Annotated in this window: 16 protein-coding genes; 9 read left to right on the top strand and 7 right to left on the bottom strand. The window is 60.5% G+C overall.

The genetic code is table 11. The annotated features are described in order from the left end of the window. Nucleotides 1–42: 42 nt before the first annotated feature. The 5 genes from ntrC to glnA form a co-directional block, all read right to left on the bottom strand. A complete protein-coding gene (ntrC, locus tag D8U71_RS09120; protein WP_016772108.1) occupies nt 43–1,479 on the bottom strand; it encodes a nitrogen regulation protein NR(I) in 1,437 nt (478 codons plus the stop codon). Then, on the bottom strand, nt 1,476–2,561 hold the full coding sequence (gene glnL / locus D8U71_RS09125; protein ID WP_016772107.1) for a nitrogen regulation protein NR(II): 1,086 nt from the start codon (nt 2,559–2,561) through the stop codon (nt 1,476–1,478). The genes ntrC and glnL overlap by 4 nt, the downstream gene beginning before the upstream one ends. Before the next feature lie 230 nt (nt 2,562–2,791). Beyond that, on the bottom strand, nt 2,792–3,379 hold the full coding sequence (locus D8U71_RS09130) for a DUF4124 domain-containing protein (protein WP_177434890.1): 588 nt from the start codon (nt 3,377–3,379) through the stop codon (nt 2,792–2,794). Between the two features lie 32 nt (nt 3,380–3,411). Further along, nucleotides 3,412–3,924, bottom strand: coding sequence for a DUF4124 domain-containing protein (locus D8U71_RS09135; protein WP_125925785.1), 513 nt, complete (start codon nt 3,922–3,924; stop codon nt 3,412–3,414). Between the two features lie 258 nt (nt 3,925–4,182). Continuing rightward, the gene (glnA, locus tag D8U71_RS09140) at nt 4,183–5,589 is read right to left on the bottom strand and encodes a type I glutamate--ammonia ligase (RefSeq protein ID WP_016772104.1); all 1,407 of its coding nucleotides are present in this window, start codon (nt 5,587–5,589) and stop codon (nt 4,183–4,185) included. Between the two features lie 327 nt (nt 5,590–5,916). Between glnA and thiI the strand changes: the two genes are divergently transcribed. Then, nucleotides 5,917–7,371, top strand: a complete 1,455-nt coding sequence (gene thiI / locus D8U71_RS09150) for a tRNA uracil 4-sulfurtransferase ThiI (protein WP_024011233.1) — start codon at nt 5,917–5,919, stop codon at nt 7,369–7,371. 139 nt (nt 7,372–7,510) lie between these two features. Beyond that, entirely contained in the window at nt 7,511–9,331 is a 1,821-nt protein-coding gene (gene typA, locus D8U71_RS09155) for a translational GTPase TypA (protein WP_016772102.1), read from the top strand. Nucleotides 9,332–9,586: 255 nt separating this feature from the next. On the opposite strand, the gene D8U71_RS09160 is transcribed toward typA, so the two are convergent. Next, complete coding sequence (locus tag D8U71_RS09160; RefSeq protein ID WP_130887632.1) at nt 9,587–10,024, bottom strand: YkgJ family cysteine cluster protein; 438 nt, start codon at nt 10,022–10,024, stop codon at nt 9,587–9,589. Nucleotides 10,025–10,283: 259 nt separating this feature from the next. Between D8U71_RS09160 and D8U71_RS09165 the strand changes: the two genes are divergently transcribed. The 5 genes from D8U71_RS09165 to D8U71_RS09190 all read left to right on the top strand — a co-directional run bounded on the left by D8U71_RS09165 (nt 10,284) and on the right by D8U71_RS09190 (nt 19,836). Continuing rightward, nucleotides 10,284–12,734, top strand: a complete 2,451-nt coding sequence (locus tag D8U71_RS09165) for a glycogen/starch/alpha-glucan phosphorylase (RefSeq protein WP_016772100.1) — start codon at nt 10,284–10,286, stop codon at nt 12,732–12,734. A 251-nt stretch (nt 12,735–12,985) separates the two neighbouring features. After that, nucleotides 12,986–16,567, top strand: a complete 3,582-nt coding sequence (locus D8U71_RS09175; protein WP_130887634.1) for a DUF2339 domain-containing protein — start codon at nt 12,986–12,988, stop codon at nt 16,565–16,567. After that, nucleotides 16,564–17,928 carry a DUF3999 domain-containing protein gene (locus D8U71_RS09180; protein WP_130887635.1) on the top strand — a complete coding sequence of 455 codons (1,365 nt, stop codon included), beginning with the start codon at nt 16,564–16,566 and terminating at the stop codon, nt 17,926–17,928. Before D8U71_RS09175 ends, D8U71_RS09180 begins: the two co-directional genes overlap by 4 nt. A 291-nt stretch (nt 17,929–18,219) precedes the next feature. Continuing rightward, the gene (locus D8U71_RS09185) at nt 18,220–19,230 is read left to right on the top strand and encodes a class 1 fructose-bisphosphatase (protein WP_016772098.1); all 1,011 of its coding nucleotides are present in this window, start codon (nt 18,220–18,222) and stop codon (nt 19,228–19,230) included. A gap of 3 nt (nt 19,231–19,233) precedes the next feature. Then, entirely contained in the window at nt 19,234–19,836 is a 603-nt protein-coding gene (locus tag D8U71_RS09190) for a DUF924 family protein (protein ID WP_130887636.1), read from the top strand. 310 nt (nt 19,837–20,146) lie between these two features. On the opposite strand, the gene D8U71_RS09200 is transcribed toward D8U71_RS09190, so the two are convergent. Continuing rightward, nucleotides 20,147–22,039: a methyl-accepting chemotaxis protein gene (locus D8U71_RS09200; protein ID WP_197047952.1), complete on the bottom strand. Its 1,893-nt coding sequence runs from the start codon at nt 22,037–22,039 to the stop codon at nt 20,147–20,149. A 282-nt stretch (nt 22,040–22,321) separates the two neighbouring features. Between D8U71_RS09200 and D8U71_RS09205 the strand changes: the two genes are divergently transcribed. Both D8U71_RS09205 and D8U71_RS09210 read left to right on the top strand, forming a co-directional pair. After that, nucleotides 22,322–22,576, top strand: coding sequence for a hypothetical protein (locus D8U71_RS09205; protein ID WP_016772095.1), 255 nt, complete (start codon nt 22,322–22,324; stop codon nt 22,574–22,576). 29 nt (nt 22,577–22,605) lie between these two features. Continuing rightward, nucleotides 22,606–23,175: a lipocalin family protein gene (locus D8U71_RS09210; RefSeq protein WP_016772094.1), complete on the top strand. Its 570-nt coding sequence runs from the start codon at nt 22,606–22,608 to the stop codon at nt 23,173–23,175. The last annotated feature ends 32 nt before the right edge of the window (nt 23,176–23,207 follow it).

Genomic DNA, 23,207 nt, shown 5'->3' on the forward strand with positions numbered 1-23,207 from the left:
GGTGAGGGGGATCGATCCTGAGTACACGACAACCCTTAAGCGTTAACCCTCTTCCCCCTCATCATCATCCCCACCATCAACCTTCATCCCCAGTTCCTTGATCTTGCGCGTCAGGGTATTGCGCCCCCAACCCAGCAGCACCGCCGCATCACGCCGACGTCCTGCGGTGTGCTTCAAAGCAGTCTCGATCATGATCCGCTCGAACGCCGGCACTGCGCTGTCGAGCAGGCTCGACTGGCCACGGGCCAGGGCCTGATCGGCCCACTGGCGCAGGGCCTGTTCCCAGTTGGTCACTGGCGCCGAATCCTGCGGCAGGTTGAGCAGTTCCGGTGGCAAGTCACTGATGTGTACTTCACGGCCGGAGGCCATGACGGTGATCCAGCGGCAGGTGTTCTCCAGCTGGCGCACGTTGCCCGGCCACGGCAGGTTTTTCAGGTATTCCTCGGTTTCGCTTTTCAGCAGCTTCGGCTCGACCGCCAGTTCCTGCGCGGCGCGGCTGAGGAAGTGCCGGGCCAGGGTCGGGATGTCTTCACGACGATCCGACAGGCGCGGGATGTGGATGCGGATCACGTTGAGGCGGTGGAACAAGTCCTCACGGAATTTGCCGGCGTGAACGAGCGTTTCGAGATTCTGGTGGGTCGCGGCGATGATGCGTACATCGACCTTCACCGGCACATGGCCGCCGACGCGATAGAACTCGCCATCGGCCAGCACGCGCAGCAGACGGGTCTGGGTGTCCGCCGGCATGTCGCCGATTTCATCGAGAAACAGCGTGCCGCCGTCCGCCTGTTCAAAGCGACCGCGACGCAAATTCGCCGCGCCGGTGAACGCGCCTTTCTCGTGGCCGAACAGTTCCGATTCCATCAGATCCTTGGGAATCGCCGCCATGTTCAGGGCAATGAACGGCGAAGCCGCGCGTGGGCTGTGGCGGTGCAGGGCGTGGGCGACCAGTTCTTTACCGGTACCGGATTCGCCGTTGATCAGCACGGTGATGTTGGAGTGGCTCAGGCGCCCGATGGCGCGAAAGACTTCCTGCATCGCCGGCGCTTCGCCGATGATTTCCGGGGTGCGGGTCAAGGCTGGCACAACTTCCAGGCCTTGCTGTTCCTGCGCATGTTGATTGGCGCGTTTGACCAGCGAAACGGCTTCGTCGACGTCGAAAGGCTTGGGCAGGTACTCGAAAGCACCGCCCTGATAGGAGGCGACAGCGCTGTCCAGATCGGAGTGAGCGGTCATGATGATGACCGGCAGCCGTGGGTGCTGTTCGCGAATCCGCGCCAGCAGATCCAGGCCACTGGCGCCCGGCATGCGGATATCGGAAATGATCACGTCCGGCTGCTGCCGGGCCAGACGACTCATCACTCCATCGGCGCTGTCGAAGCTCTGGGTGGTCATGCCTTCCTGCTGCAAGGCCTTTTCCAGGACCCAACGGATAGAACGGTCGTCATCGACGATCCACACGGTTTCACTACGGCTCATGTCGATGTGGCTCCTTGTTCCAGTGGCAGGAAGATCGAGAAGGTGGTGTGGCCTGGATGGCTCTCACACTCGATCAGGCCCTGGTGCTGACTGATGATGTTCTGGGTAATGGCCAGGCCCAGCCCGGTACCGTCCGGGCGGCCGCTGACCATGGGAAAGAAAATGGTTTCCTGCAGTTCCGCCGGGATGCCCGGGCCGTTGTCGATGATCTCGATCTTGGTCACCAGACGATGGCGGATGTGGCCGATGGTGAATTGGCGCATGGCGCGGGTGCGCAGGCTGATGCGGCCCAGACGCAGCTCGTTCTGGCTGCTGATCGCCTGCATCGCGTTGCGCACGATGTTCAACACCGCCTGAATCATTTGCTCGCGGTCGATCAATACGTCGGGAATGCTCGGGTCGTAATCACGCACCAGGGTGATGCAGCCCTGGCTTTCGGCCTCGACCAGATGGCAGACGCGTTCGAGCACTTCGTGGACGTTGCACATGGCCAGCGACGGCAACTTATTCGAGCCGAGCATGCGATCGACCAGATTGCGCAGGCGGTCGGCCTCTTCGATGATCACATTGGTGTAATCGCGCAGGCTGTCTTCCGGTAGCTCGCGGGCCAGCAATTGCGCGGCGCCGCGGATGCCACCGAGGGGATTCTTGATCTCGTGAGCGAGGCCGCGCACCAGCATCTTGCTGGTTTCCTGCTTGGACAGCTGGGCCTCTTCCTTGGTGATCCGCAACAGGCGATCACGCGGGTGCACTTCAAGCAAAAGCAAAGTCTCGCCGTTACTGAGAATCGGCGTCACCGCGTAATCCACCGTCAGCGTCTGGCCGGTGAGGGCGGTGAGCATCGCTTCACGCTTGGTGAAAGGGTGCGCTTGCTCCACCGCCTGACGCAGGGAATTGAGCGCCTCGGGGGATTCGGTGAACAGCTCGCTGATGAACTGGCCGTGGCTGCGCTGACCGCTGACGGCCAACAGCATCTCCGCCGCCGGGTTCATGTACTCCAGGCGCAGCTCGGCGTCGAGCAGGATGGTCGCCGTGGTCAGGTTGTCGAGCAGCAAACGGTGTATAGCGTCGCTTATGGTCATCTGGACCCCTTTTGGAGCAAGGCGTGCGCGAGAACAAAGCGCTGATGTCGGGAAAATGCAAAAACCAAACCAAGGCTCCGAAAAGAAGCGTTTAACCCCTGAAACAGGCGTTTGACGCGCGTTTGTATGGCACGAAGCCAGCTCAAACGGGAAGTTTCGAACCAAAATGGGTTGGGTTGTGGGCGAGATGCAGTTTAGTGCACCAATAGGGTGCGCATGCCCGGCAGACGTTAAAAGAAGCGCAGGAATGGATTCTTGGGTTCTTCAGGTTTGTCCTTGAGCGGGCATTCCGGGCGCATACCATAGTCGTCGGCGACACAGGGTTTGACCTGACGTTTCTGCGCCAGGGAAATGCGCAGCATGTGGAACGGCTGATTGGCGGTGCGTTCCACGGTACGCCCGGCGGCGTCGAGAATCTCGATCGAAAGGCTGTGGCTGCCTCGATCGATATTGCTCAGCGCAAATACCGGGCTGACGCCGGGCTCGCCAGTGGCCTTGCCATCCAGCAGCAAGCGATAACGATGGCCGCTTTGCAGGCCGGGCTCGCTGGTGACGCTGACGATCAGCTCGCCGACGCTGCTGCGCAGGGTGGCATCAGGCTCCGGGATCAGAATGCGCAGCATGTCGTAGTGAAAGGGCGGTGGTTCGGCGGATTTTTTCGCTGTGCTGACCGGCGCTGCGGTGCTGGCAGGGACAGCCATGCGATTGCTTGTCGCGATCGGCACTCGCTTGGCGTTGGCGCGTGGCTGGTCGGTGTAGACGCGGTTGCCCTGTGCGTCGATGTAGGTAAAGACCTCCGCCGAGGCGGACGTCGACATCAACACCAGGATGAGTGCCAGCCCCGCGCGAATCACGGCGTATGCACCCGTTGCACGGTGAAGACCGCTGGCGGGCTCTGCTGGATGACAGTCTGGCCGTCGATCACCTGCACGGCCAGGCTATGCTCGCCGCGATCGATGTTGACCAGTTGCAGAACCGGCACGTTGCTCGGCTGGCCATAGGGCTGGTCGTCGAGCAGCAGCCTTAATTGATGCGGCGGTTGCAGGCGCGGCTTGATCAGGACGTTGACCGTGAAGGTGCCGTTGTTGGCGCGCAGCGCCTCGTCAGAGGGCAGACCGGCGAGCTCGAGGATTTCATAGGCGTTGCGCGGTGGTTGCGGTTGTTCTGCGGTGGGTGCTTGCGGCGCACTCGGTGCTTGCGGCTCGACCCGATTGAGCGGTGGCAGCTCGACCGGTTGCGCCTGCACGCCGTCCGGCGGCTGATTGCTGTACGCCGTGTTGCCGTTGGCGTCGGTGTACTTGTAGATCTGCGCGGCGGCGGGCAGGGCGATCAGCAGCAGAATGTAGAGAAACGTGCGACCCATGAAATCGACCGGGATTGGAAGCGATGGGTAGCAGCATAGGACAGGTAGGGCGGTTGGCCAAAACCGTTAATAACTGGAATTGAAAAGACTGGTAGCCAAAACACGGATCGTTCCCACGCGGAGCGTGGGAACGATCAATGACACGCAGCTTTCGCGAGCAGGCTCGCTCCCACAGGGTAAATGAACTGCGCCGGGCAATAAAAAAGGCCTCCCGAAGGAGGCCTCTTGTGTCACGCCACTTTACGCAGCGCTACCGGATCAGCAGCTGTAGTACAGCTCATATTCCAGTGGGTGTACGAAGGTGCGAACCTTGATTTCTTCTTCCGATTTCAGCGCGATGTAAGCGTCGATGAAGTCGTCGGAGAACACGCCGCCCTTGGTCAGGAAGGCGCGGCCCTTGTCCAGCTCTTCCAGGGCTTCCTTCAGGCTGCCGCAAACCTGTGGAATCTCTTTCGCCTCTTCAGGCGGCAGGTCGTACAGGTTCTTGTCGGCAGCATCGCCTGGGTGGATCTTGTTCTGGATACCGTCCAGGCCGGCCATCAGCAGCGCTGCGAAGGCCAGGTACGGGTTGGCAGCCGGATCCGGGAAGCGTGCTTCGATACGGCGGGCTTTCGGGCTCGACACGTATGGAATACGGATCGAAGCGGAACGGTTGCGCGCCGAGTAGGCCAGCATTACCGGAGCTTCGAAGCCTGGCACCAGACGCTTGTAGGAGTTGGTCGCCGGGTTGGTGAAGCCGTTCAGGGCCTTACCGTGCTTGATGATGCCGCCGATGAAGTACAGAGCGGTATCGGACAGGCCGGCATAGCCTTCACCTGCGAAGGTGTTCTTGCCGTCTTTCCAGATCGACATGTGTACGTGCATGCCCGAACCGTTGTCGCCGTACAGTGGCTTCGGCATGAAGGTCGCGGTGCGGCCGTAAGCGTCGGCAACGTTGTGCACAACGTATTTCAGGGTCTGAACTTCGTCAGCTTTCTTCACCAGGGTGTTGAACTTGACGCCGATTTCGTTCTGGCCGGCAGTCGCCACTTCGTGGTGGTGAACTTCAACCGACTGACCCATTTCTTCCAGTGCGTTGCACATGGCGGTACGGATTTCGTGGTCGTGGTCGAACGGTGGAACCGGGAAGTAGCCGCCTTTCACGCCTGGACGGTGACCCTTGTTGCCGCCTTCGATGTCCTGGTCGGACATCCACGAACCTTGCTCGGAGTAGATCTTGAACATCGAGCCGGAGATGTCCGACTTGAATTTCACCGAGTCAAAAATGAAGAACTCAGGCTCCGGACCGGCGAATACGGTGTCACCGATACCGGTGGCTTTCAGGTGCTCTTCGGCGCGCTTGGCGATCGCACGTGGGTCGCGATCGTAGCCCTGCATGCTCGAAGGCTCGATGATGTCGCACACCAGAATCAGGGTTGGGTCTTCGGTGAACGGATCGAGTACGGCAGTTTCGTCGACCGGCATCAGGATCATGTCGGAGGCTTCGATGCCTTTCCAGCCGGAGATGGAGGAACCGTCGAACATCTTGCCGACTTCGAAGAAGTCGTCATCCAGCGCATCGCGAGCCGGCATGGTCACGTGGTGCTGAGTGCCTTTGGTGTCCGTGAAGCGCAGATCAATCCACTTGACGTCATGATCTTTGATGAGTTGAACCGACTTCGACATAGTGTCCTCCGGGTGAATTAGGGCGGGTAGTGGATGCCCTTAATAATGGTGATGCCGGCGCGAATACTCTGCCAAGGCAACCTGCCTCACAAGGGAGCAAATTGCATGCCAGTGCCCCAGCATGGGTTTTTTGCCCCAAATTCACGCTTATTAAGGCGTGCGAGGTACTGAATCGACAAATCCCGCCCCTTAATGTTGCGTTTAAATTCAGAAATGACCTGTTTTGGTGCAAGCAAAACCTTCTGCACATTAACTGGTTAAACCTTGAGCAATTTCCGCTATAATCCGCGCCCCCCTTTTTCGGCTGGCCGTTCGCGCGCTGTTTTCATGAAACTTATCGTAAAAGTCTTCCCCGAGATCACCATCAAAAGCCGACCTGTCCGGACGAAATTCATCCGCCAGTTGGCCAAGAACATCCGCACCGTGCTCCGTGACCTGGACCCGGCCGTGGTGGTGAACGGCGTGTGGGACAATCTCGAGCTGGAAACCCGCGTTACCGACCCCAAAGCCTTGAAGGAGATGGGCGAGCGCCTGACCTGCATGCCGGGTATCGCGCACTTTCTGCAGATCGACGAGTACCCGCTGGGCGACTTCGACGACATCACCGAGAAGTGCAAACAGCACTACGGCGATGCGCTGGCCGGGAAGATTTTCTCGGTGCGCTGCAAGCGCGCAGGCAAGCATGCGTTCAGCTCGATGGACGTGGAAAAATACGTCGGCAGCAAGCTGCGTCGTGAGTGCGGTGCGGCCGGAATCGACCTTAAAGCGCCGCAAATCGAAGTCCGTATCGAAGTTCGCGACAAACGGTTGTTCGTGATTCACAGCCAGCACAACGGCATCGGCGGCTACCCGCTGGGTGCGCTGGAGCAGACGCTGGTATTGATGTCCGGCGGCTTCGATTCGACCGTGGCGGCTTACCAGATCATGCGTCGCGGCCTGATGGCGCACTTCTGCTTCTTCAATCTCGGCGGGCGTGCCCACGAATTGGGCGTGATGGAAGTCGCGCACTTCATCTGGAAGAAGTACGGCAGCTCGCAACGCGTGCTATTTGTCAGTGTGCCGTTCGAGGAAGTGCTGGGCGAAATTCTCGGCAAAGTCGATAACAGTCATATGGGCGTGGTTTTGAAGCGTATGATGTTGCGCGCCTCGTCCGAGATCGCCGAACGCCTGCACATCGATGCACTGGTGACCGGTGAAGCGATCTCCCAGGTGTCGAGCCAGACGCTGCCGAACCTGTCGGTGATCGACTGCGTGACCGACAAACTGGTGCTGCGACCGCTGATCGTCGCGCACAAGCAGGACATCATCGACACCGCCAACGAGATCGGCACCGCCGATTTCGCCCGGCACATGCCGGAATATTGCGGCGTGATTTCGGTCAACCCCAAGACTGCCGCCAAGCGGGGCCGGGTTGAGCACGAAGAGAAAGAATTCGACATGGCGGTACTCGAGCGTGCGCTCGCCAACGCCAAACTGGTGCCGATCGATCGGGTAATCGACGAGTTGGGCCAGGATTTGCAAATTGAAGAAGTCAGCGAAGCGCTGGCCGGTCAGATCGTCATCGACATCCGCCACCCGGATGCCGCCGAGGATGACCCGCTGGAGCTCGCCGGCATAGAGGTACAGACGATGCCGTTCTATGCAGTGAACGCACGTTTCAAGGAACTGGACCCTACTCGCCAGTACCTGCTGTATTGCGACAAAGGCGTGATGAGTCGCCTGCATGCCCACCATTTGCTCAGTGAGGGGCATGCCAATGTGCGCGTTTATCGACCGAGCTAAGTGCCCGGGGCTGTTTGCCTGTGGCCTGCGTCACCGGCCCCCCGACACCGCCGTCAAGCTGTAACGGCCATGCCGGACACTACTGCTAATCGCTGCCATGACTTGTCAGCAAACCGAATCCTCTGATCGAGATACACAAGTGATCGAAAATCTACGCAACATCGCCATCATTGCCCACGTTGACCACGGTAAAACCACCCTGGTAGACAAACTCCTGCGTCAATCCGGCACCCTGGAGCGCAACGAGCTCAACGACGAGCGCGTGATGGACTCCAACGACCAGGAAAAAGAGCGCGGTATTACCATTCTGGCGAAGAACACCGCCATCAACTGGAACGGCTACCACATCAACATCGTGGACACCCCGGGCCACGCCGACTTCGGCGGCGAAGTTGAACGCGTAATGTCGATGGTCGACTCCGTTCTGCTGCTGGTTGACGCTCAAGACGGCCCTATGCCGCAAACCCGTTTCGTGACCAAGAAGGCTTTCGAAGCCGGCCTGCGTCCAATCGTGGTGATCAACAAGGTTGACCGTCCAGGCGCACGTCCGGACTGGGTTCTGGACCAGATCTTCGACCTGTTCGACAACCTCGGTGCTACCGAAGAACAACTGGACTTCCAGGTTGTTTACGCTTCGGCCCTGAACGGTATTGCCGGTCTGGACCACACCGCCATGGCGGAAGACATGACTCCGCTGTACCAGGCGGTAGTCGACCACGTTCCGCCTCCGGCCGTTGACCGTGACGGTCCGTTCCAGATGCAGATCTCCGCTCTGGACTACAACAGCTTCCTGGGTGTTATCGGTGTTGGCCGTATCGCTCGCGGTCGCGTCAAGCCGAACACCCCGGTTGTCGCTATCAGCGCCGACGGCAAGCGCCGCAACGGTCGTATCCTGAAGCTGATGGGTCACCACGGTCTGCACCGCATCGACGTTGACGAAGCAGCAGCTGGCGACATCGTCTGCATCAGCGGCTTCGACGAGCTGTTCATCTCCGACACTCTGTGCGATATCAACACCGTCGAGGCGATGAAGCCGCTGACCGTTGACGAGCCAACCGTTTCCATGACCTTCCAGGTAAACGACTCGCCATTCTGCGGTAAAGAAGGCAAGTTCGTGACCTCCCGTAACATCAAGGATCGTCTGGACAAAGAGCTGCTGTACAACGTTGCACTGCGCGTTGAAGAAGGCGACTCGGCTGACAAGTTCAAGGTTTCCGGCCGTGGTGAGCTGCACCTCTCGGTACTGATCGAAACCATGCGTCGCGAAGGCTTCGAGCTGGCCCTGGGCCGTCCTGAAGTGATCATCCGTGAAGTTGACGGCGTGAAGCAGGAACCGTTCGAAAACGTCACCATCGACATCCCTGAAGAATCCCAGGGCAAGGTCATGGAAGAGATGGGTCTGCGTAAGGGCGACCTGAGCAACATGGTGCCGGATGGCAAGGGCCGTGTTCGTCTGGAATACAACATCCCTGCTCGCGGTCTGATCGGTTTCCGTAACCAGTTCCTGACCCTGACCAACGGTGCTGGCATCCTGACCTCGATCTTCGACCGTTACGCTCCAGTGAAGTCGGGCCACATGTCCGGCCGTCAGAACGGCGTTCTGGTTTCGGTTGAAACCGGCAAGGCTCTGACCTACTCGCTGGAAACCCTGCAGGCTCGTGGCAAGCTGTTCGTAGAACACGGCCAGGAGATCTACAACGGTCAGATCGTTGGTCAGAACAGCCGCGACAACGACCTGGGTGTCAACCCAACCAAAGGCAAGAAGCTCGACAACATGCGTGCTTCGGGTAAAGACGAAACCATCGCTCTGGTCCCACCTGTTCGCTTCACCCTGGAACAGGCTCTGGAATACATCCAGGAAGACGAGCTGTGCGAAGTTACGCCTAAGTCGATCCGTCTTCGCAAGAAGATCCTCGACGAAAGCGAGCGTACCCGCGCTGCCAAGAAAGCCAAGGCGTAATCCAGCCCTGGAATAGAAAACGCCCCCGGTCGCGAGACCGGGGGCGTTTTTGTTTGTCCGGGCTCAAAAGTCCCTCACCCTAGCCCTCTCCCGGAGGGAGAGGGGACTGACCGAGTTGTTCTTTGATTTTGCATCGACCTGAGTAATCGAGTCGAACTCAGGTTTGGAAGCCGACAGAGATCGGCTCCCTCTCCCTCGGGAGAGGGCTGGGGTGAGGGGCTGGGGTTTAACGGCTACCCAAGAGCTCAGCGTCGCTCAGAAGCGCTCAATTGATCGGAAATTCTGCACCCGCTCGACTTCTTTCGGCTTATAAGCGCAATACCCCGGCCGCGGTCCGATCTTCGGGTGGTTGCGGCAGGTGTCCGGGCGCTTGTCATAAATGGTGCACAGGCGGGTTTTACGATCCAGGTAATAGCAGTCATTGTTGCTCATGCGCTGGAGGGTGAAGATTCCCGATTTCTGATTGAAGCGCTCGACCAGACCTTCCTTTTGCAGGCGCTTGGCGATGTTCTTTGGCGGATCGCCCAGTTCGAACTCGTCGACCACGCCGATGCGCACCAGATCCTTGATCTTCACTTCGACCGGCAGCGTGCAGCAGCTGGACATGCACGAGCCGCACATCGGTGCCGAATATTTGGCCCACGTATCGAGACGATCAATCTCGGCGGCGGCGATCAGGTTGGGCTTCATCATCGGGAGTTACCAGGCGTGTATGCATCAGGGCGCGCGATCATACCGGGAGCGGTGGAATTTTGAACAACCTTTCGCCGGATATTTTCACAGCGGCCGCATTTTGCCCGACAGGACGGCACGGCCCCTGCATTCATTGGCTCATCCGCCAGGGTTATGTCGCACTGGCGCACAGTCCGCGCAAATACTGCCGAACCAGAGCCGTTACCGCCGGTCAGACCGTCTAGGCTCAGAAAATTCCCGCTCGCTCGAGGTCCTGTTGATGACTCAAGAACCACTAGTTCGCGAAGCAGAGGTGGCCGCATTCCGCGACGCCGTCCTGACCAAACTCACCTACGCCGTGGGCAAAGACCCCGATCACGCCTTCGACCATGACTGGTTCGAAGCCATCGCCCTGGCTGCGCGTGATCACATGGTCGAACACTGGATGGACCACACCCGACAGATCTATCGCAAAGGCCAGAAGCGGGTTTATTACCTCTCGCTGGAATTTCTCATCGGCCGTTTGCTCTACGACAGCCTGAGCAACCTCGGCCTGCTCGACGTCGCCCGTGAAGCGCTGACCGAACTGGGCGTTGATCTGGAACGCATTCGTCTGCTGGAGCCCGACGCCGCTCTGGGCAACGGCGGCCTCGGTCGTCTCGCGGCGTGCTTCATGGAAAGCATGTCGACCCTTGGCATCGCCGGCCATGGCTATGGCATTCGTTATGAGCATGGCTTGTTCCGTCAGGCGATTGTCGATGGCTGGCAACAGGAGCAGACCGAACACTGGCTGGATTTCGGCAACCCTTGGGAATTCGAACGGCCGGAAGTGGCGTACCCGATCGGCTTCGGCGGCAGCGTCGAAACCGTCACCGATGCCTCCGGCAAGACTCGTCAGGTCTGGTCGCCGGCGGAAACCGTGCGCGCCATTGCTTATGACACGCCGGTGGTCGGCTGGCGCGGAGCGAGCGTCAACACCCTGCGCCTGTGGCGTGCCCGCGCCATGGAAGACCTGCACCTGGAGCGCTTCAACGCCGGTGACCACCTGGGCGCCGTGGCGGAAGTGGCCCGCGCCGAAAGTATCTCCCGCGTCCTTTATCCGGCCGACAGCACCGAAGCCGGGCAAGAACTGCGCCTTCGTCAGGAATACTTCTTCGTCGCCGCCTCGCTGCAGGATCTGCTGCGCCGTCATCGCAACATGCACACCTCGGTGCTGACCCTGGGTGATCACGCGGCGATCCAGCTCAACGACACTCACCCGTCAATCGCCGTGGCAGAACTGATGCGCCAACTGGTCGACGTCTACGACGTCGCGTGGGACGCAGCATGGCAAGTCACCGTCGACACGCTGTCGTACACCAACCACACGCTGCTGCCGGAAGCGCTGGAAACCTGGCCGGTCGGGCTGATGGAACGCATGCTGCCACGGCACATGCAGATCATTTATCTGATCAACGCCCAGCACATCGATTCGCTGCGGGCCAAAGGCATTCACGACTTCGACGTGTTGCGTGCGGTGTCGCTGATCGAAGAAGACAACGGCCGCCGGGTGCGCATGGGCAACCTCGCGTTCCTCGGCTCGCACAGCGTTAACGGCGTGTCCGGTCTGCATACGCAGCTGATGCGCAAAACCGTATTCGCCGAACTGCACAAGCTCTATCCGGAGCGGATCAACAACAAAACCAACGGCATCACCTTCCGCCGCTGGTTGTATCAGGCCAACCCGGAACTGACTTCGATGCTGGTCGATGCCCTCGGCCCAGACCTGCTCGATCATCCTGAAGAGCGCCTGCTCGAACTCGAGCCGTTCGCCGAGAAAACCGCGTTCCGCAAAGCCTTCGCCGAGCAGCGTTTGCACAGCAAGAAGGCGCTGGCCTATCTGATTCACGAGCGCCTCGGGATCGCGGTCAACCCGGCGGCGATGTTCGACGTGCAGGTCAAACGTATTCACGAATACAAGCGTCAGTTGCTCAACCTGATGCACACCGTGGCGTTGTACCAAGCGATTCGTGCCGAGCCGGAAGTCGACTGGGTGCCACGGGTGAAGATCTTTGCCGGTAAAGCGGCGGCGAGTTATCACCAGGCCAAGCTGATCATCAAGCTGACCAACGACATCGCTCGGGTGGTGAACAACGATCCGACCGTGCGTGGCCTGCTGAAAGTGGTGTTCCTGCCCAACTACAACGTCAGCCTGGCCGAGAGCATCATCCCGGCGGCGGACTTGTCCGAGCAGATTTCCACCGCCGGTTTCGAGGCGTCGGGCACCAGTAACATGAAGTTCGGCCTCAACGGCGCGCTGACCATCGGCACCCTCGACGGTGCCAACGTGGAAATGTGCGAGCGCATCGGTGCCGAGCACATGTTCATCTTCGGTCTCAGTGCGCAACAGGTTGAAGCGCGCAAGCAGAACCACGAGTTCAGCGCCGTACCCGACATCGCCGCCTCCCATCGTTTGAACGATGTGCTGCAAGCGATTCGCAGCGGTGTGTTCTCGCCGGACGACACTTCGCGTTATACCGGCCTGATCGACTCGTTGATCGACTATGACCGCTTCCTGGTCTGCGCCGATTTCGACTCCTATTGGGAAGCGCAGAAGCGTGTCGATGCGCACTGGCATGACTCGCAGAACTGGTGGCGTTCGGCGGTGCTCAACACCTCGCGGATGGGCTGGTTCTCTTCCGATCGGACGATTCGCGAGTACGCCACGGATATCTGGAAAGCGCTGGAGTAACTTTCCCCGACAAATCTGCGCAAGGCCCAACGTTTGTTGGGCCGGATCGATATACTGAGCGCCGGTTAAAAGGCATCAATCACCGCCGTACCCTGTGGGAGCGAGCCTGCTCGCGAAGCGATCGTCGACTTAAACAGAAATGTTGGCTGACAATCCGCCTTCGCGAGCAGGCTCGCTCCCACACGGTTTGTGCCTAGACTGAAGCCATCGCCGGACTCGCCCCGCCCCGGGGCTGCTTAGGGATATCGACCATGCAATGGATGTTCATGTTGATCGGGCTGGTGCTCGGTGGACTGCTCGACGAGTCGTTCAGTGGCGCGCTGTTGGGTGCGCTGCTGGGGCTGGTCATCGGCCAGGCGCTGCGCATTGCGCGCCTTGGCTCGCAGGCGGCGGAGCAACAGCGTCAACTCGAGCAGGTGCGCGAAGCCTTGCAAGGCGTGGCTCAGCGGCTGTTTGTGCTGGAGGGTTCGCCCTCGCATGCGCCCGTGCCGTCACCTGAAGCCGAGCCAGTCGCCGCCCCCGTCGACGTAGCTGAGCAGGCTGCCCCGACCCCTGAACTGATCTGGGAACTGCCCCCGGAACTCGAACCGATCTCCGCCGTCGCGCGCGAAACCAGCCAGCCGTTGCCGGCGGAAGTCTGGCGCGCCGAACCGGCCCCCGTTGCACCACCGCAAAAACCCGCCCAACCCCGTGGCCCGAACCTGATCGAACGCGGCATCAGCGCTGCGCGCAACTGGCTGTTTGGCGGCAATACAGTGCTGCGCGTCGGTGTGGTGCTGCTGTTTTTCGGTCTGGCGTTTTTACTGCGTTACGCCACCGAAGGCATGGTGGTGCCGATCGAGTTGCGGTACGCCGGCGTCGCGGCAGCGGCGTTGGCTCTGCTTGCGCTGGGCTGGTGGTTGCGCCGACGCAACAGCAACTATGCATTGATGCTGCAAGGCACCGGGATCGCGGTGTTGTACCTGACGGTGTTTGCGGCGATGCGTTTGCATCCGTTGCTTGATCCGTCCGCTGCACTCGGTTTGCTGGTCGCGGTGACGGTATTCTCGGCCATTCTGGCGATTACCCAGGACGCGCTGGGGTTGGCCGCAGCGGCAGCGTTGGGCGGTTTCGCCGCGCCGATTCTCACCTCTACAGGCGAAGGCAATCACGTCGCACTGTTCAGTTATTTCGCCTTGCTCAACGCAGGCATTCTCGCCATCGCCTGGTTCAAGGCCTGGCGCCTGCTCAACCTGATCGGTTTCGTCGGCACCTTCGGTATCGGTTTCGCCTGGGGCCTGCGTTCCTACACGCCGGAACTGCTGTGGAGCACCGAGCCGTTCCTGATTGTGTTTTTCCTCATGTACCTCGCCATCGGCCTGCTCTTCGCCCGGCGCAAATTGCGCGACTTGCCGAATGCTCCGGCGGAGGCTGATCGCGAGGCGCTGCTGCAATGGTCTGCACGCAAGGGTGATTACGTCGACGGCACCATGCTGTTCGGCCCGCCGATCATTGGCTTCGGTTTGCAGTTCGCCTTGGTCCAGCACCTCGAATTTGCGGCGGCGCTCAGTGCGTTGGCGCTGGGCATGATCTATATGGCGCTGGCCAAAGTTTTGATGGGCGGGCGCGCGATGCTGCTGGGTGAAACCTGCCTGGCGCTGGGAGTGATTTTTGCCAGTCTCGCGATTCCGCTGGGGCTCGATGCGCGCTGGACTTCTGCGGCGTGGGCCGTGGAAGGCGCGGGAATTTTCTGGCTCGGGTTGCGTCAGCATCGACCGTTTGCCCGGGTCTTTGCCTTACTGCTGCAACTGGGTTCGGCACTGGCGTTTCTCAGCCAGCTGCAACTCGGCGAGAGCAGCCTGCTCGACGGCGCACCGCTGGGCGCGCTGATGCTTGGCGCCGCGCTGCTGTTCAGTTTCTTCCAACTGCGCAAGGCTACGCCCGAGCAGACATCGCCGTGGGAAAGGCAAGGCCTGCCAGTGCTGGCGTGTCTGGGCCTGACGTTCCTGTATTTGCTGGCGCCGTTGTTCCTGTTCATCCAGGGCACGGCAATCAGTTGGGCCTTGGCCGGGTTGGCGACGTTGTTTGTCGGCTTGCGAATTCAATCACGCACATTCCTGTTCACCGCATTCGCCGTGCAGTTGCTGGGCGGCGCGTTGTTCCTGCTGCGCCTGCAAACGGCCGGCGAAAATTCGACGGCGGTGTTCAGCGCTGGCTGGAGCGGTTTGCTCAGTGCATCGCTGATCGGTCTGGCCTTGATTGGCGGCATGCTGCTGGCGGCGCGGGCCGAGATGGTGCGCGGCGATGTGCGCCTGCTGCGCGGCTTGTCGGTGGTGCTGCTGGCCGGCTTGGTGCTGATCAATCTGGCGGTGCTGTTCGTGCTGCCGTGGCAAACCGCGAGTGCAGTGTGGGCGGCCAGCGGTTTGCTGATCATCTGGCTGAGCCTGTATCTGCAACAGCGTCTGAGTTTCGTTTTCGGGCTGCTGTTGCAGGTGGTCGGCGGCGCGGCGTTTCTGCTCGCCGGGCCTGAATGGCTCGGGCCGTTGTCTAGCGAAGGATTGCAACCATTGGCCCATGGCGGCTTCTGGACACCGCTGGTGCTGGGGCTGGCCGCGCTGATCGGTGCGTGGCGCTTGCAATTGGGCAACCATGCGACGGCTTTTGATGCCTTGAGCTTGCAGCGCTTGTCGCAAGTGCTGCTGGTCTGGGGCGCCGGTTGGTGGACGCTGGCGTGGGTCAGCGAAATCCTGCGTTTCGCCTCGCCGAACCTGCAAGGCACATTGTTGCTGCTGGTCGCTGCGATCAGTGTGGCGCTGTGGACGCTGTTGTCACTGCGCTTGAAATGGCCGGCGCTGGGGTTGCTCTGCACCTTACTGATTCCTGCGGCGGCGCTGGTTTTGCTCGGCGCTTGGCATTCGCGCTACCACCCGGCCGCCGACTTCGGCTGGCTGGCGTGGCCGGCGCTGTTCGCGGTGCACTTCTTCAGCCTGCGCCGCTTGGGGTCCATGTTGCCGGCGCGCGCATTAAGCGTGGCCCATGTGCTCGGTTGCTGGCTGCTGATTGGCGTGCTGGCGCTGGAGTTGCGTTACGGCCTGCTGCTGTTGTCCGAGCAGTACAACGCGTGGCGCTGGCTGGGCTGGGCGATTCTGCCGAGCCTCTATCTGTTGCTGATGGCTGCACCCCGAACGTGGCCGTGGCCGGTGGCCGCATTTTCTCGGGAGTACCGCTTGTATGCGGCGGCACCGCTGGCGGTGCTGATGCTGGCGTGGTTCTGGCTGGCCAATGGCGTCAGCGATGGCAATGCCGAACCGTTGCCTTACGTGCCGCTGCTCAACCCATTGGAGCTGGGGCTGCTGTTTGCGCTGTTCGGCGTTTATGTCTGGTCGCGCAGCGCCGTTGCGCAGTTGTCGATCCGTCAGGATCATGCCGACCACGCCACGCAACTGATCGCCGGGGTTTCGCTGTTCGCCTTCTGCACCGCGCTGGTCACCCGTGCGGCACATCACTGGGCCGGCATCCCGTTCGAGCTTGATCAACTGCTCGCGTCGATGCTGGTGCAGGCCGGCCTGTCGATCGTCTGGACGTTGATGGCGCTGGGACTGATGATCGGCGGCCATCTGCGCCATCGCCGCGAAGTGTGGCTGATCGGCGCGGCGCTGATTGCGCTGGTGGTGGCGAAACTGATTTTTGTCGAACTGAGCAACCGTGGCGGTCTCGCCCGGATCGTCTCGTTTATCGGTGTCGGCGTATTGCTGCTGGTGGTCGGCTACTTCGCGCCGCTGCCACCCAAACGCGTCGAGGCTGAACCGGCGGCGGACAAACCCGCGCCGGATACCGAAGGAGTTGCATCTTGAGTCGCATGCTGAATCTGGGGTGGTTGGCGCTGGGCGTGGTGATGGTCGCTGGTGCTCAGGAAAAAACGGCGGACTTCGCCACGCAAGTGCCGTTGACGGTGAGCGGCAATGGCCCGTGGTATCGCCTCGACCTGCCGCTGAGCGCGCAATTGCAGGCGCGCCAGACCGATCTCAGCGACCTGCGTGTGTTCAACGCCGCCGGCGAAGCGCAGGCCTACGCCTTGGCTCGCGAATCGGCGCAGACCCGCGACGACGGCAAGCTGCACGAGGTCAAATGGTTCCCGCTGTACAACGCTGCCGACGCCAGCGAGCGTGCGCCGAATGTGCGCGTGCAGTCGACCACCAACGGCACCCTGGTCGAAGTGCAACCGTCCTCGCAACTGGAGGCGGGCGAAGAAGTGCTGCGCGGCTGGCTGCTCGATGCCAGTGCGATCAAGGCACCGTTGCAGCAGTTGATCCTCGACTGGACCAGCGAGCGCGACGGTTTTCAGCGTTTCAGCATCGAGGCCAGCGACGATCTGCAGCACTGGCAGTCATGGGGCGAGGGCCAGGTGGCACGGCTGACCTTTTCCGATGAGCGCATCGAACAGCACGAAGTGACCCTGCCGGGGCAGACCGCGCGCTATGTGCGCCTGTTGTGGGAGTCGCCGGGCTCGGCGCCCGTCCTGACGTCGGCGCAATTGAAAAGCAGCGACCCGCGCAACCTGCCGCTGCCCCTGGTGTGGTCGCCCAGCGTAGCCGGCAGCAGCACCAAACCTGGGGAATACACCTGGCAGTTGCCGATGGGGCTGAATGTCGAGCGGGTGCAGATTGAGCTGAAACAGCCGAACAGTCTGGCGCCAGTCACGTTGGCCGGCCGGCGCGAGAGCAACTTGCCGTGGCAGACGCTGAGCAGCGGTTTGCTGTATCGCCTGAGCCAGAACAATCAGGACGTGGTGCAGAACGAAATCCCGCTGTCCGGGCAGACCGTGCAGCAACTCAAGCTGACCGTGGATGAGCGCGGCGGCGGTTTGGGTGAGCAGGCGCCGGACCTGAAATATGCGGTGCGCGCCACGCAGGTGATCTTCCTCGCCCGGGGCGAAGGGCCGTACAGTCTGGCCTTGGGCAATGCCACGGTGAAAACGGCGAACCTGCCACTGGCAACGTTGATTCCGGACTTCAAGCCAGAAAAGCTGGCGAGCCTGGGCAAGGCGACGGTGCAGGACGAAGCAGTGGCCACGCAAACCTCAACGGCGACGACGGCTGCGGTGGCCGGGACCAATTGGAAGAAGTTCGGCTTGTGGGCGGTGTTGCTGCTCAGTGTGGTGTTTCTCGGGGCGATGGCGTTCAGCCTGTTGCGCAAACCGCCTGCCAATACCTGAGCATGGCGGCGCTTTGCGCCGTTCGCGAGCAGGCTCGCTCCCACAGGGCAATGCATTCCATGGTGGGAGCGAGCCTGCTCGCGAAAGCGCCCGGGCAGACACTGAAAATCTTCAATCGCTCATGCCGAACCGAACTACGCTCAATCCGACACCTGAACTCTCCACCAACAATCACGTCTCATACAGGCAAATACACCCAGGCGCACGTTAGCCGGCGTCTTCGCTCGCTAGGTTTTCAGACTCCCTGTAAACTGCGCGGGTTTTCCGCCCCCCATTCCACCGGAGCCGTCCATGTCCCGCGTTACCTTGAGTCGCTATTTGATTGAGCAGACCCGCAGCAACAACACTCCTGCCGATCTGCGCTTTTTGATCGAAGTGGTAGCGCGTGCCTGCAAGGAGATCAGCCACGCCGTGTCCAAAGGCGCCCTGGGTGGTGTTCTGGGCAGCATGGGCACCGAGAACGTGCAAGGCGAAGTGCAGAAGAAGCTCGACGTGATCTCTAACGAGATCCTCCTCGAAGCCAACGAATGGGGCGGTCACCTGGCCGGCATGGCGTCCGAAGAAATGGACAACGCCTACCAGATCCCGGGCAAATACCCGAAAGGCGCATACCTGCTGGTCTTCGACCCACTGGACGGCTCGTCGAACATCGACATCAATGCCCCGGTCGGCACGATCTTCTCGGTACTGCGTTGCCCGAACGAGTACCTGAGCCAGAACGAGCCGCTGAACGAAAAAGCCTTCCTGCAGCCAGGCACTCAGCAAGTGGCCGCCGGTTACGCCATCTACGGCCCGCAGACCATGCTGGTGCTGACCCTGGGCGACGGCGTCAAAGGCTTCACCCTCGATCGCGAAATGGGCAGCTTCGTCCTGACTCACGAAGACATCACCATCCCGGAAACCACCCAGGAATTCGCCATCAACATGTCCAACCAGCGTCACTGGGAAGCCCCGGTGCAGCGCTATGTCGGCGAGCTGCTGGCTGGTGAAGAAGGCCCGTTGAAGAAGAACTACAACATGCGTTGGGTCGCGGCGATGGTTGCCGACGTCCACCGCATCCTGACCCGTGGCGGTCTGTTCATGTACCCGCGCGACAGCCGCGAGCCGTCGAAACCGGGCAAGCTGCGCCTGATGTACGAAGCCAACCCGATGTCGTTCCTCGTCGAACAAGCCGGCGGCGCGTCCACTGACGGTCACCAGCGTATTCTCGACATCCAGCCGGAAGGCCTGCACCAGCGCGTTGCAGTGTTCCTCGGTTCGAAAGAAGAAGTCGCCCGCGCCACGGCTTACCACAAGGAATAAACCATGCACGCGCCCTGGCAGCCGTTGCTCGACTGGTGGTTCGGACACGCCGAATCAGCCAGCGAAGTGGCGGCCGAAAAGGGCAAGTTGTGGTTCGGCAAGCGAAACAGCCAAGACCTCGAAGCGCAGACGCGTTTCGGGGTCTTTGTCGATCAGGCCCTGGCCGGCGAATTGACCGAGTGGACGCAATGTCCCGAAGGCTGGCTGGCGGTGGTGCTGTTGCTCGATCAACTGCCACGCATGATCTATCGCGACACCCCCAAAGCGTTTTCCGGTGATCTGCGCGCACAGAAGCTCGTCGCCCAAGGCATTGCAGCGGATTTCGATCGGCAGTTGAAACCGATTCAGCGTGTGTTCATTTATCTGGTGTTCGAACACTGCGAAAATCTCGCAGTGCAGAACGAAGCCGTTTCCAGATTTATTGAATTGGTGGCTGAACAGCCAGAGTCGGAGCGGGCGGTGTTTGCCGATAACCTGGACTATGCCGAGCGGCATCAGAAAGTGATTGCCCGATTTGGCCGGTTTCCGCATCGCAATGCGGTGTTGGGGCGGGAGTCTACGGCTGAAGAGTTGGTATTTCTTTCCAAACCTGGATCACGGTTCTAGTTTGCTGGGCTGGATCCAGTTCATCTAGCTCAAGAAATACGTCTTCAGCGTTTGTATAGTTTCCTCGATCGATTTCCTCGCTACCCAGCGCAAGGATTGCCAATAATGTGATTTGATCTGGATGAACCCCGTTGTGTTTCTTGTTCATCTGGCAAATTCCCGATGTTTATATTGAAGACATTCTGCGTGATGCAGGCCGCTTTCGCGAGCAGGCTCGCTCCCACAGGATCTGGTGGCGCACTCAAATTGTGTAACCACCGGAGATACCTGGGGGAGCGAGCCTGCTCGCGACGAGGCCTGAGGCTGCAGCTTAGATCCTGAAGCTGCCGACCAGATGCTTCAACCGCGCCGCCTGCTGCTCAAGGTCCGAACAGGCTCGCAATGTCGCCTGCAAGTTCTCCACGCCTTCCTGATTCAGCGTGTTGATCTCGTTGATATCAACGTTGATCGACTCGACCACGGCTGTCTGTTCTTCGGTCGCGGTGGCCACCGACTGGTTCATGCCGTCGATTTCGCCGATGCGCTGGGTCACGCTGCCCAGACGCTCGCCGGCCTGGTTGGCGATGCCGACGCTGCTTTCGCTCTCGCGCTGGCTCTCGGTCATGATGGTTACTGCCTGACGTGCGCCGACCTGCAACTCTTCGATCATCTTCTGTACTTGCTGCGCCGAATCCTGGGTGCGGTGCGCGAGGTTGCGCACCTCGTCCGCGACCACGGCGAAACCGCGTCCGGCTTCACCGGCGCGCGCGGCTTCGATGGCGGCGTTGAGTGCGAGCAGGTTGGTCTGCTGGGAGATGCTGGTGATCACTTCGAGAATCTGACCGATGTTCACCGTGTTGCTGTTAAGGGTTTCGATGTTGCCGCAGGAATCGCTGATCTTTGCCGACAGCTGTTGCATGGCGTGGATGGTTTTATCCACCACCTGCTGGCCGTCGACCGCGAGGCTGCGCGCATCGCTGGAATGCTGCGAGGCGAGGGCGGCGTTCTGGGCGATTTCCTGAGCGGCGGCGCCGAGCTGATTGATCGCTGCCGCAACGCTGTTGGTGCGGCTGGCCTGCTGGTCTGAGTTGTACATCGACGAGTTCGAGGCAGCGACCACACGCAGGGCGACTTCGTTGACCTGGCCGGTGGCCGAGGACACTTCGCGGATCGACGTATGAATGCGTTCGACGAAGCGGTTGAACGAAGTGCCCAGCGCGCCGAATTCATCGTTGCCGTGAATCACCAGACGCTTGGTCAGGTCGCCTTCGCCTTCAGCGATGTCATGCATCGCGCGGCCCATGGTCAGCAGTGGCTGCATCAGCACGCGAATCAGCATGCCGAGCAGGCCGATAATGATCAGCACCGCGATGACCATGGCGATCAGTGCCGAGGTGCGGAATTCGCTGAGCATCGAGAACGCGGTGTCTTTGTCGAGCACCAGTGCCACGTACCAGTCAGCCGAAGGCACGCCGTTGACGCGAGTGAAGGAAATCAACTGGGTCTTGCCGTCGAACTCGACTTCTTTCAAGCCCGGACTGACTTGAGGCGCGCCGTTCGGATAGGCCTCGGCGAGGGTCTTGAGCACCAGCTTGCTGTCCGGGTGAATCAGGATCTTGCCTTCGGCGCTGACGATGAATGCGTGACCGTGGCCGCCGAAGTTCAGCGAGTTGATGATCGCGCTGACGCTGGTCAGATCGATGTCGGCCCCGGCCACGCCGAGCATCTGGCCCTGACGCTGCACCGGCGTGGCGACGGTGATCACCAGCTTGCCCGACGAAGCGGCAATGTACGGTTCGGTGACGATGGTCTGCTGCGCGCTGTTGGCGGCTTTGTACCAGCCGCGCGCCCGTGGATCGTAGTCCGGCGCGCGGTTGCCGGCCGGCACCGAGAACATCACGCCGTCGGCACCGCCAAAATAGCTGAGCTGGAAATTGCCGGTGTAGGCGGGCAGGTCAATGATGCGTTTGAGGCTGGCGGGCGCGTTGCCGTCAACGGCGACTTGCTGCGACAGCGATTGCAGCAGCTGAATGCGGCTTTCCAGCCAGGTCTGGATGTTGCTGGTGGTCAGGCTGCCCAGCTCCTGCATGGTCGCTTCGGTACTGCTGCTCAAGGCCTGACGCTGGCGATAGTCGTTGAAGAAGATGAAACAGGCGAACGCAACGGCCACCACAAGGGCAGCAGCCAGCAGAATCTTGTGGCTGAATTTCATGTTTCTGGTCATCGAATGAACTACCGCGAGGGGGCTGGTCAGGAAAGGGCGGCAATTTGCCATATTCGGCAGCGTTGCGCTGCTCTTATTTTCGACCGCGCCGCGCCAAAGATTAGGCGTTTGCAAGGAAAGTCGACGAAATGCTCGACGGCTTCACAAAGTTTTTGATTTACCGGCAAAAGCCGGACGGGCGGGCTGATAAATAGGCGTTCGGTCACGGAACCAGATGACACTTTTCTCTTCTAAGCTTCTGGTTGGCACCATGCCATCCCCCCTCGTTCCAGGAGTTTCACCATGTCGCTGCGATCTATCGCCCTGCTGTCGTTTTGCGTGCTGTTGGCCGCATGCAGCAAGGTCAATCAGGAAAACTACTCCAAGCTCTCGGCCGGCATGGCCAAGTCCGAAGTGGAAACCCTTCTCGGCAAGCCCACTGATTGCTCGGGCGCGCTCGGTATGTCCAGCTGTACCTGGGGCGACAAGAACAGCTTTATCAGCGTGCAATACGCCGGTGACAAAGTGCTGATGTTTTCCGGCCAAGGCCTGAAGTAAACCGGGGCTTCGCGCCCACGGAGAAAAAAATGAAGCGGTTATTGCTGATCCTTTTTGCTGGCCTGGTACTGGCTGGCTGCGCCACTTCCGGCGTCGACCCGTTGGCGCCCAAGACCGTCAACAGCGTCAATCTCAAGCGTTATCAGGGCACCTGGTATGAACTGGCACGCTTGCCGATGTACTTTCAGCGCCACTGCGCGCAATCCGAAGCCCATTACACCCTCAAGCCTGACGGTAATGTCGGCGTGCTCAATCGTTGCCTGACCCCGGAGTGGCAGTGGGAAGAAGCCAAGGGCACGGCTTATCCACAAGTGCCGGGCAAGACCGACAAGCTCTGGGTCGAATTCGATAACTGGTTCTCGCGCCTGGTGCCGGGTGTGGCAAAGGGCGAGTACTGGGTGTTGTACGTCAGCGACGATTACAAGACCGCCATCGTCGGCGATCCGAGTCGCAAGTACCTGTGGCTGCTGTCACGCACACCGACCGTCAACGGTGTAGTGCGCGAAGAATTGCTGAGCAAGGCGCGTCAGCAGGGTTACGACACCACACGCCTGATCTGGCGCGCGTCGGATCGGCAGATGGCCAAGACATCCAATTAAGCCTCGATACAAATCAACTGTGGGAGCGAGCC

The sequence above is a fragment of the Pseudomonas sp. Sample_21 genome (assembly GCF_004307525.1).
GTDB lineage: Bacteria > Pseudomonadota > Gammaproteobacteria > Pseudomonadales > Pseudomonadaceae > Aquipseudomonas > Aquipseudomonas atacamensis.

Bases quoted from the DNA above. Each gene is read 5' to 3' on its own strand.
- D8U71_RS09190 (WP_130887636.1), top strand. From the start codon at position 19,234: ATGCACGCGCCCTGGCAGCCGTTGCTCGACTGGTGGTTCGGACACGCC.
- D8U71_RS09205 (WP_016772095.1), top strand. From the start codon at position 22,322: ATGTCGCTGCGATCTATCGCCCTGCTGTCGTTTTGCGTGCTGTTGGCC.
- D8U71_RS09130 (WP_177434890.1), bottom strand. From the start codon at position 3,379: ATGTCGACGTCCGCCTCGGCGGAGGTCTTTACCTACATCGACGCACAG.
- D8U71_RS09200 (WP_197047952.1), bottom strand. From the start codon at position 22,039: ATGACCAGAAACATGAAATTCAGCCACAAGATTCTGCTGGCTGCTGCC.
- D8U71_RS09210 (WP_016772094.1), top strand. From the start codon at position 22,606: ATGAAGCGGTTATTGCTGATCCTTTTTGCTGGCCTGGTACTGGCTGGC.
- thiI (WP_024011233.1), top strand. From the start codon at position 5,917: ATGAAACTTATCGTAAAAGTCTTCCCCGAGATCACCATCAAAAGCCGA.
- D8U71_RS09165 (WP_016772100.1), top strand. From the start codon at position 10,284: ATGACTCAAGAACCACTAGTTCGCGAAGCAGAGGTGGCCGCATTCCGC.
- glnA (WP_016772104.1), bottom strand. From the start codon at position 5,589: ATGTCGAAGTCGGTTCAACTCATCAAAGATCATGACGTCAAGTGGATT.
- D8U71_RS09175 (WP_130887634.1), top strand. From the start codon at position 12,986: ATGCAATGGATGTTCATGTTGATCGGGCTGGTGCTCGGTGGACTGCTC.
- D8U71_RS09185 (WP_016772098.1), top strand. From the start codon at position 18,220: ATGTCCCGCGTTACCTTGAGTCGCTATTTGATTGAGCAGACCCGCAGC.
- D8U71_RS09135 (WP_125925785.1), bottom strand. From the start codon at position 3,924: ATGGGTCGCACGTTTCTCTACATTCTGCTGCTGATCGCCCTGCCCGCC.
- ntrC (WP_016772108.1), bottom strand. From the start codon at position 1,479: ATGAGCCGTAGTGAAACCGTGTGGATCGTCGATGACGACCGTTCTATC.
- D8U71_RS09160 (WP_130887632.1), bottom strand. From the start codon at position 10,024: ATGATGAAGCCCAACCTGATCGCCGCCGCCGAGATTGATCGTCTCGAT.
- glnL (WP_016772107.1), bottom strand. From the start codon at position 2,561: ATGACCATAAGCGACGCTATACACCGTTTGCTGCTCGACAACCTGACC.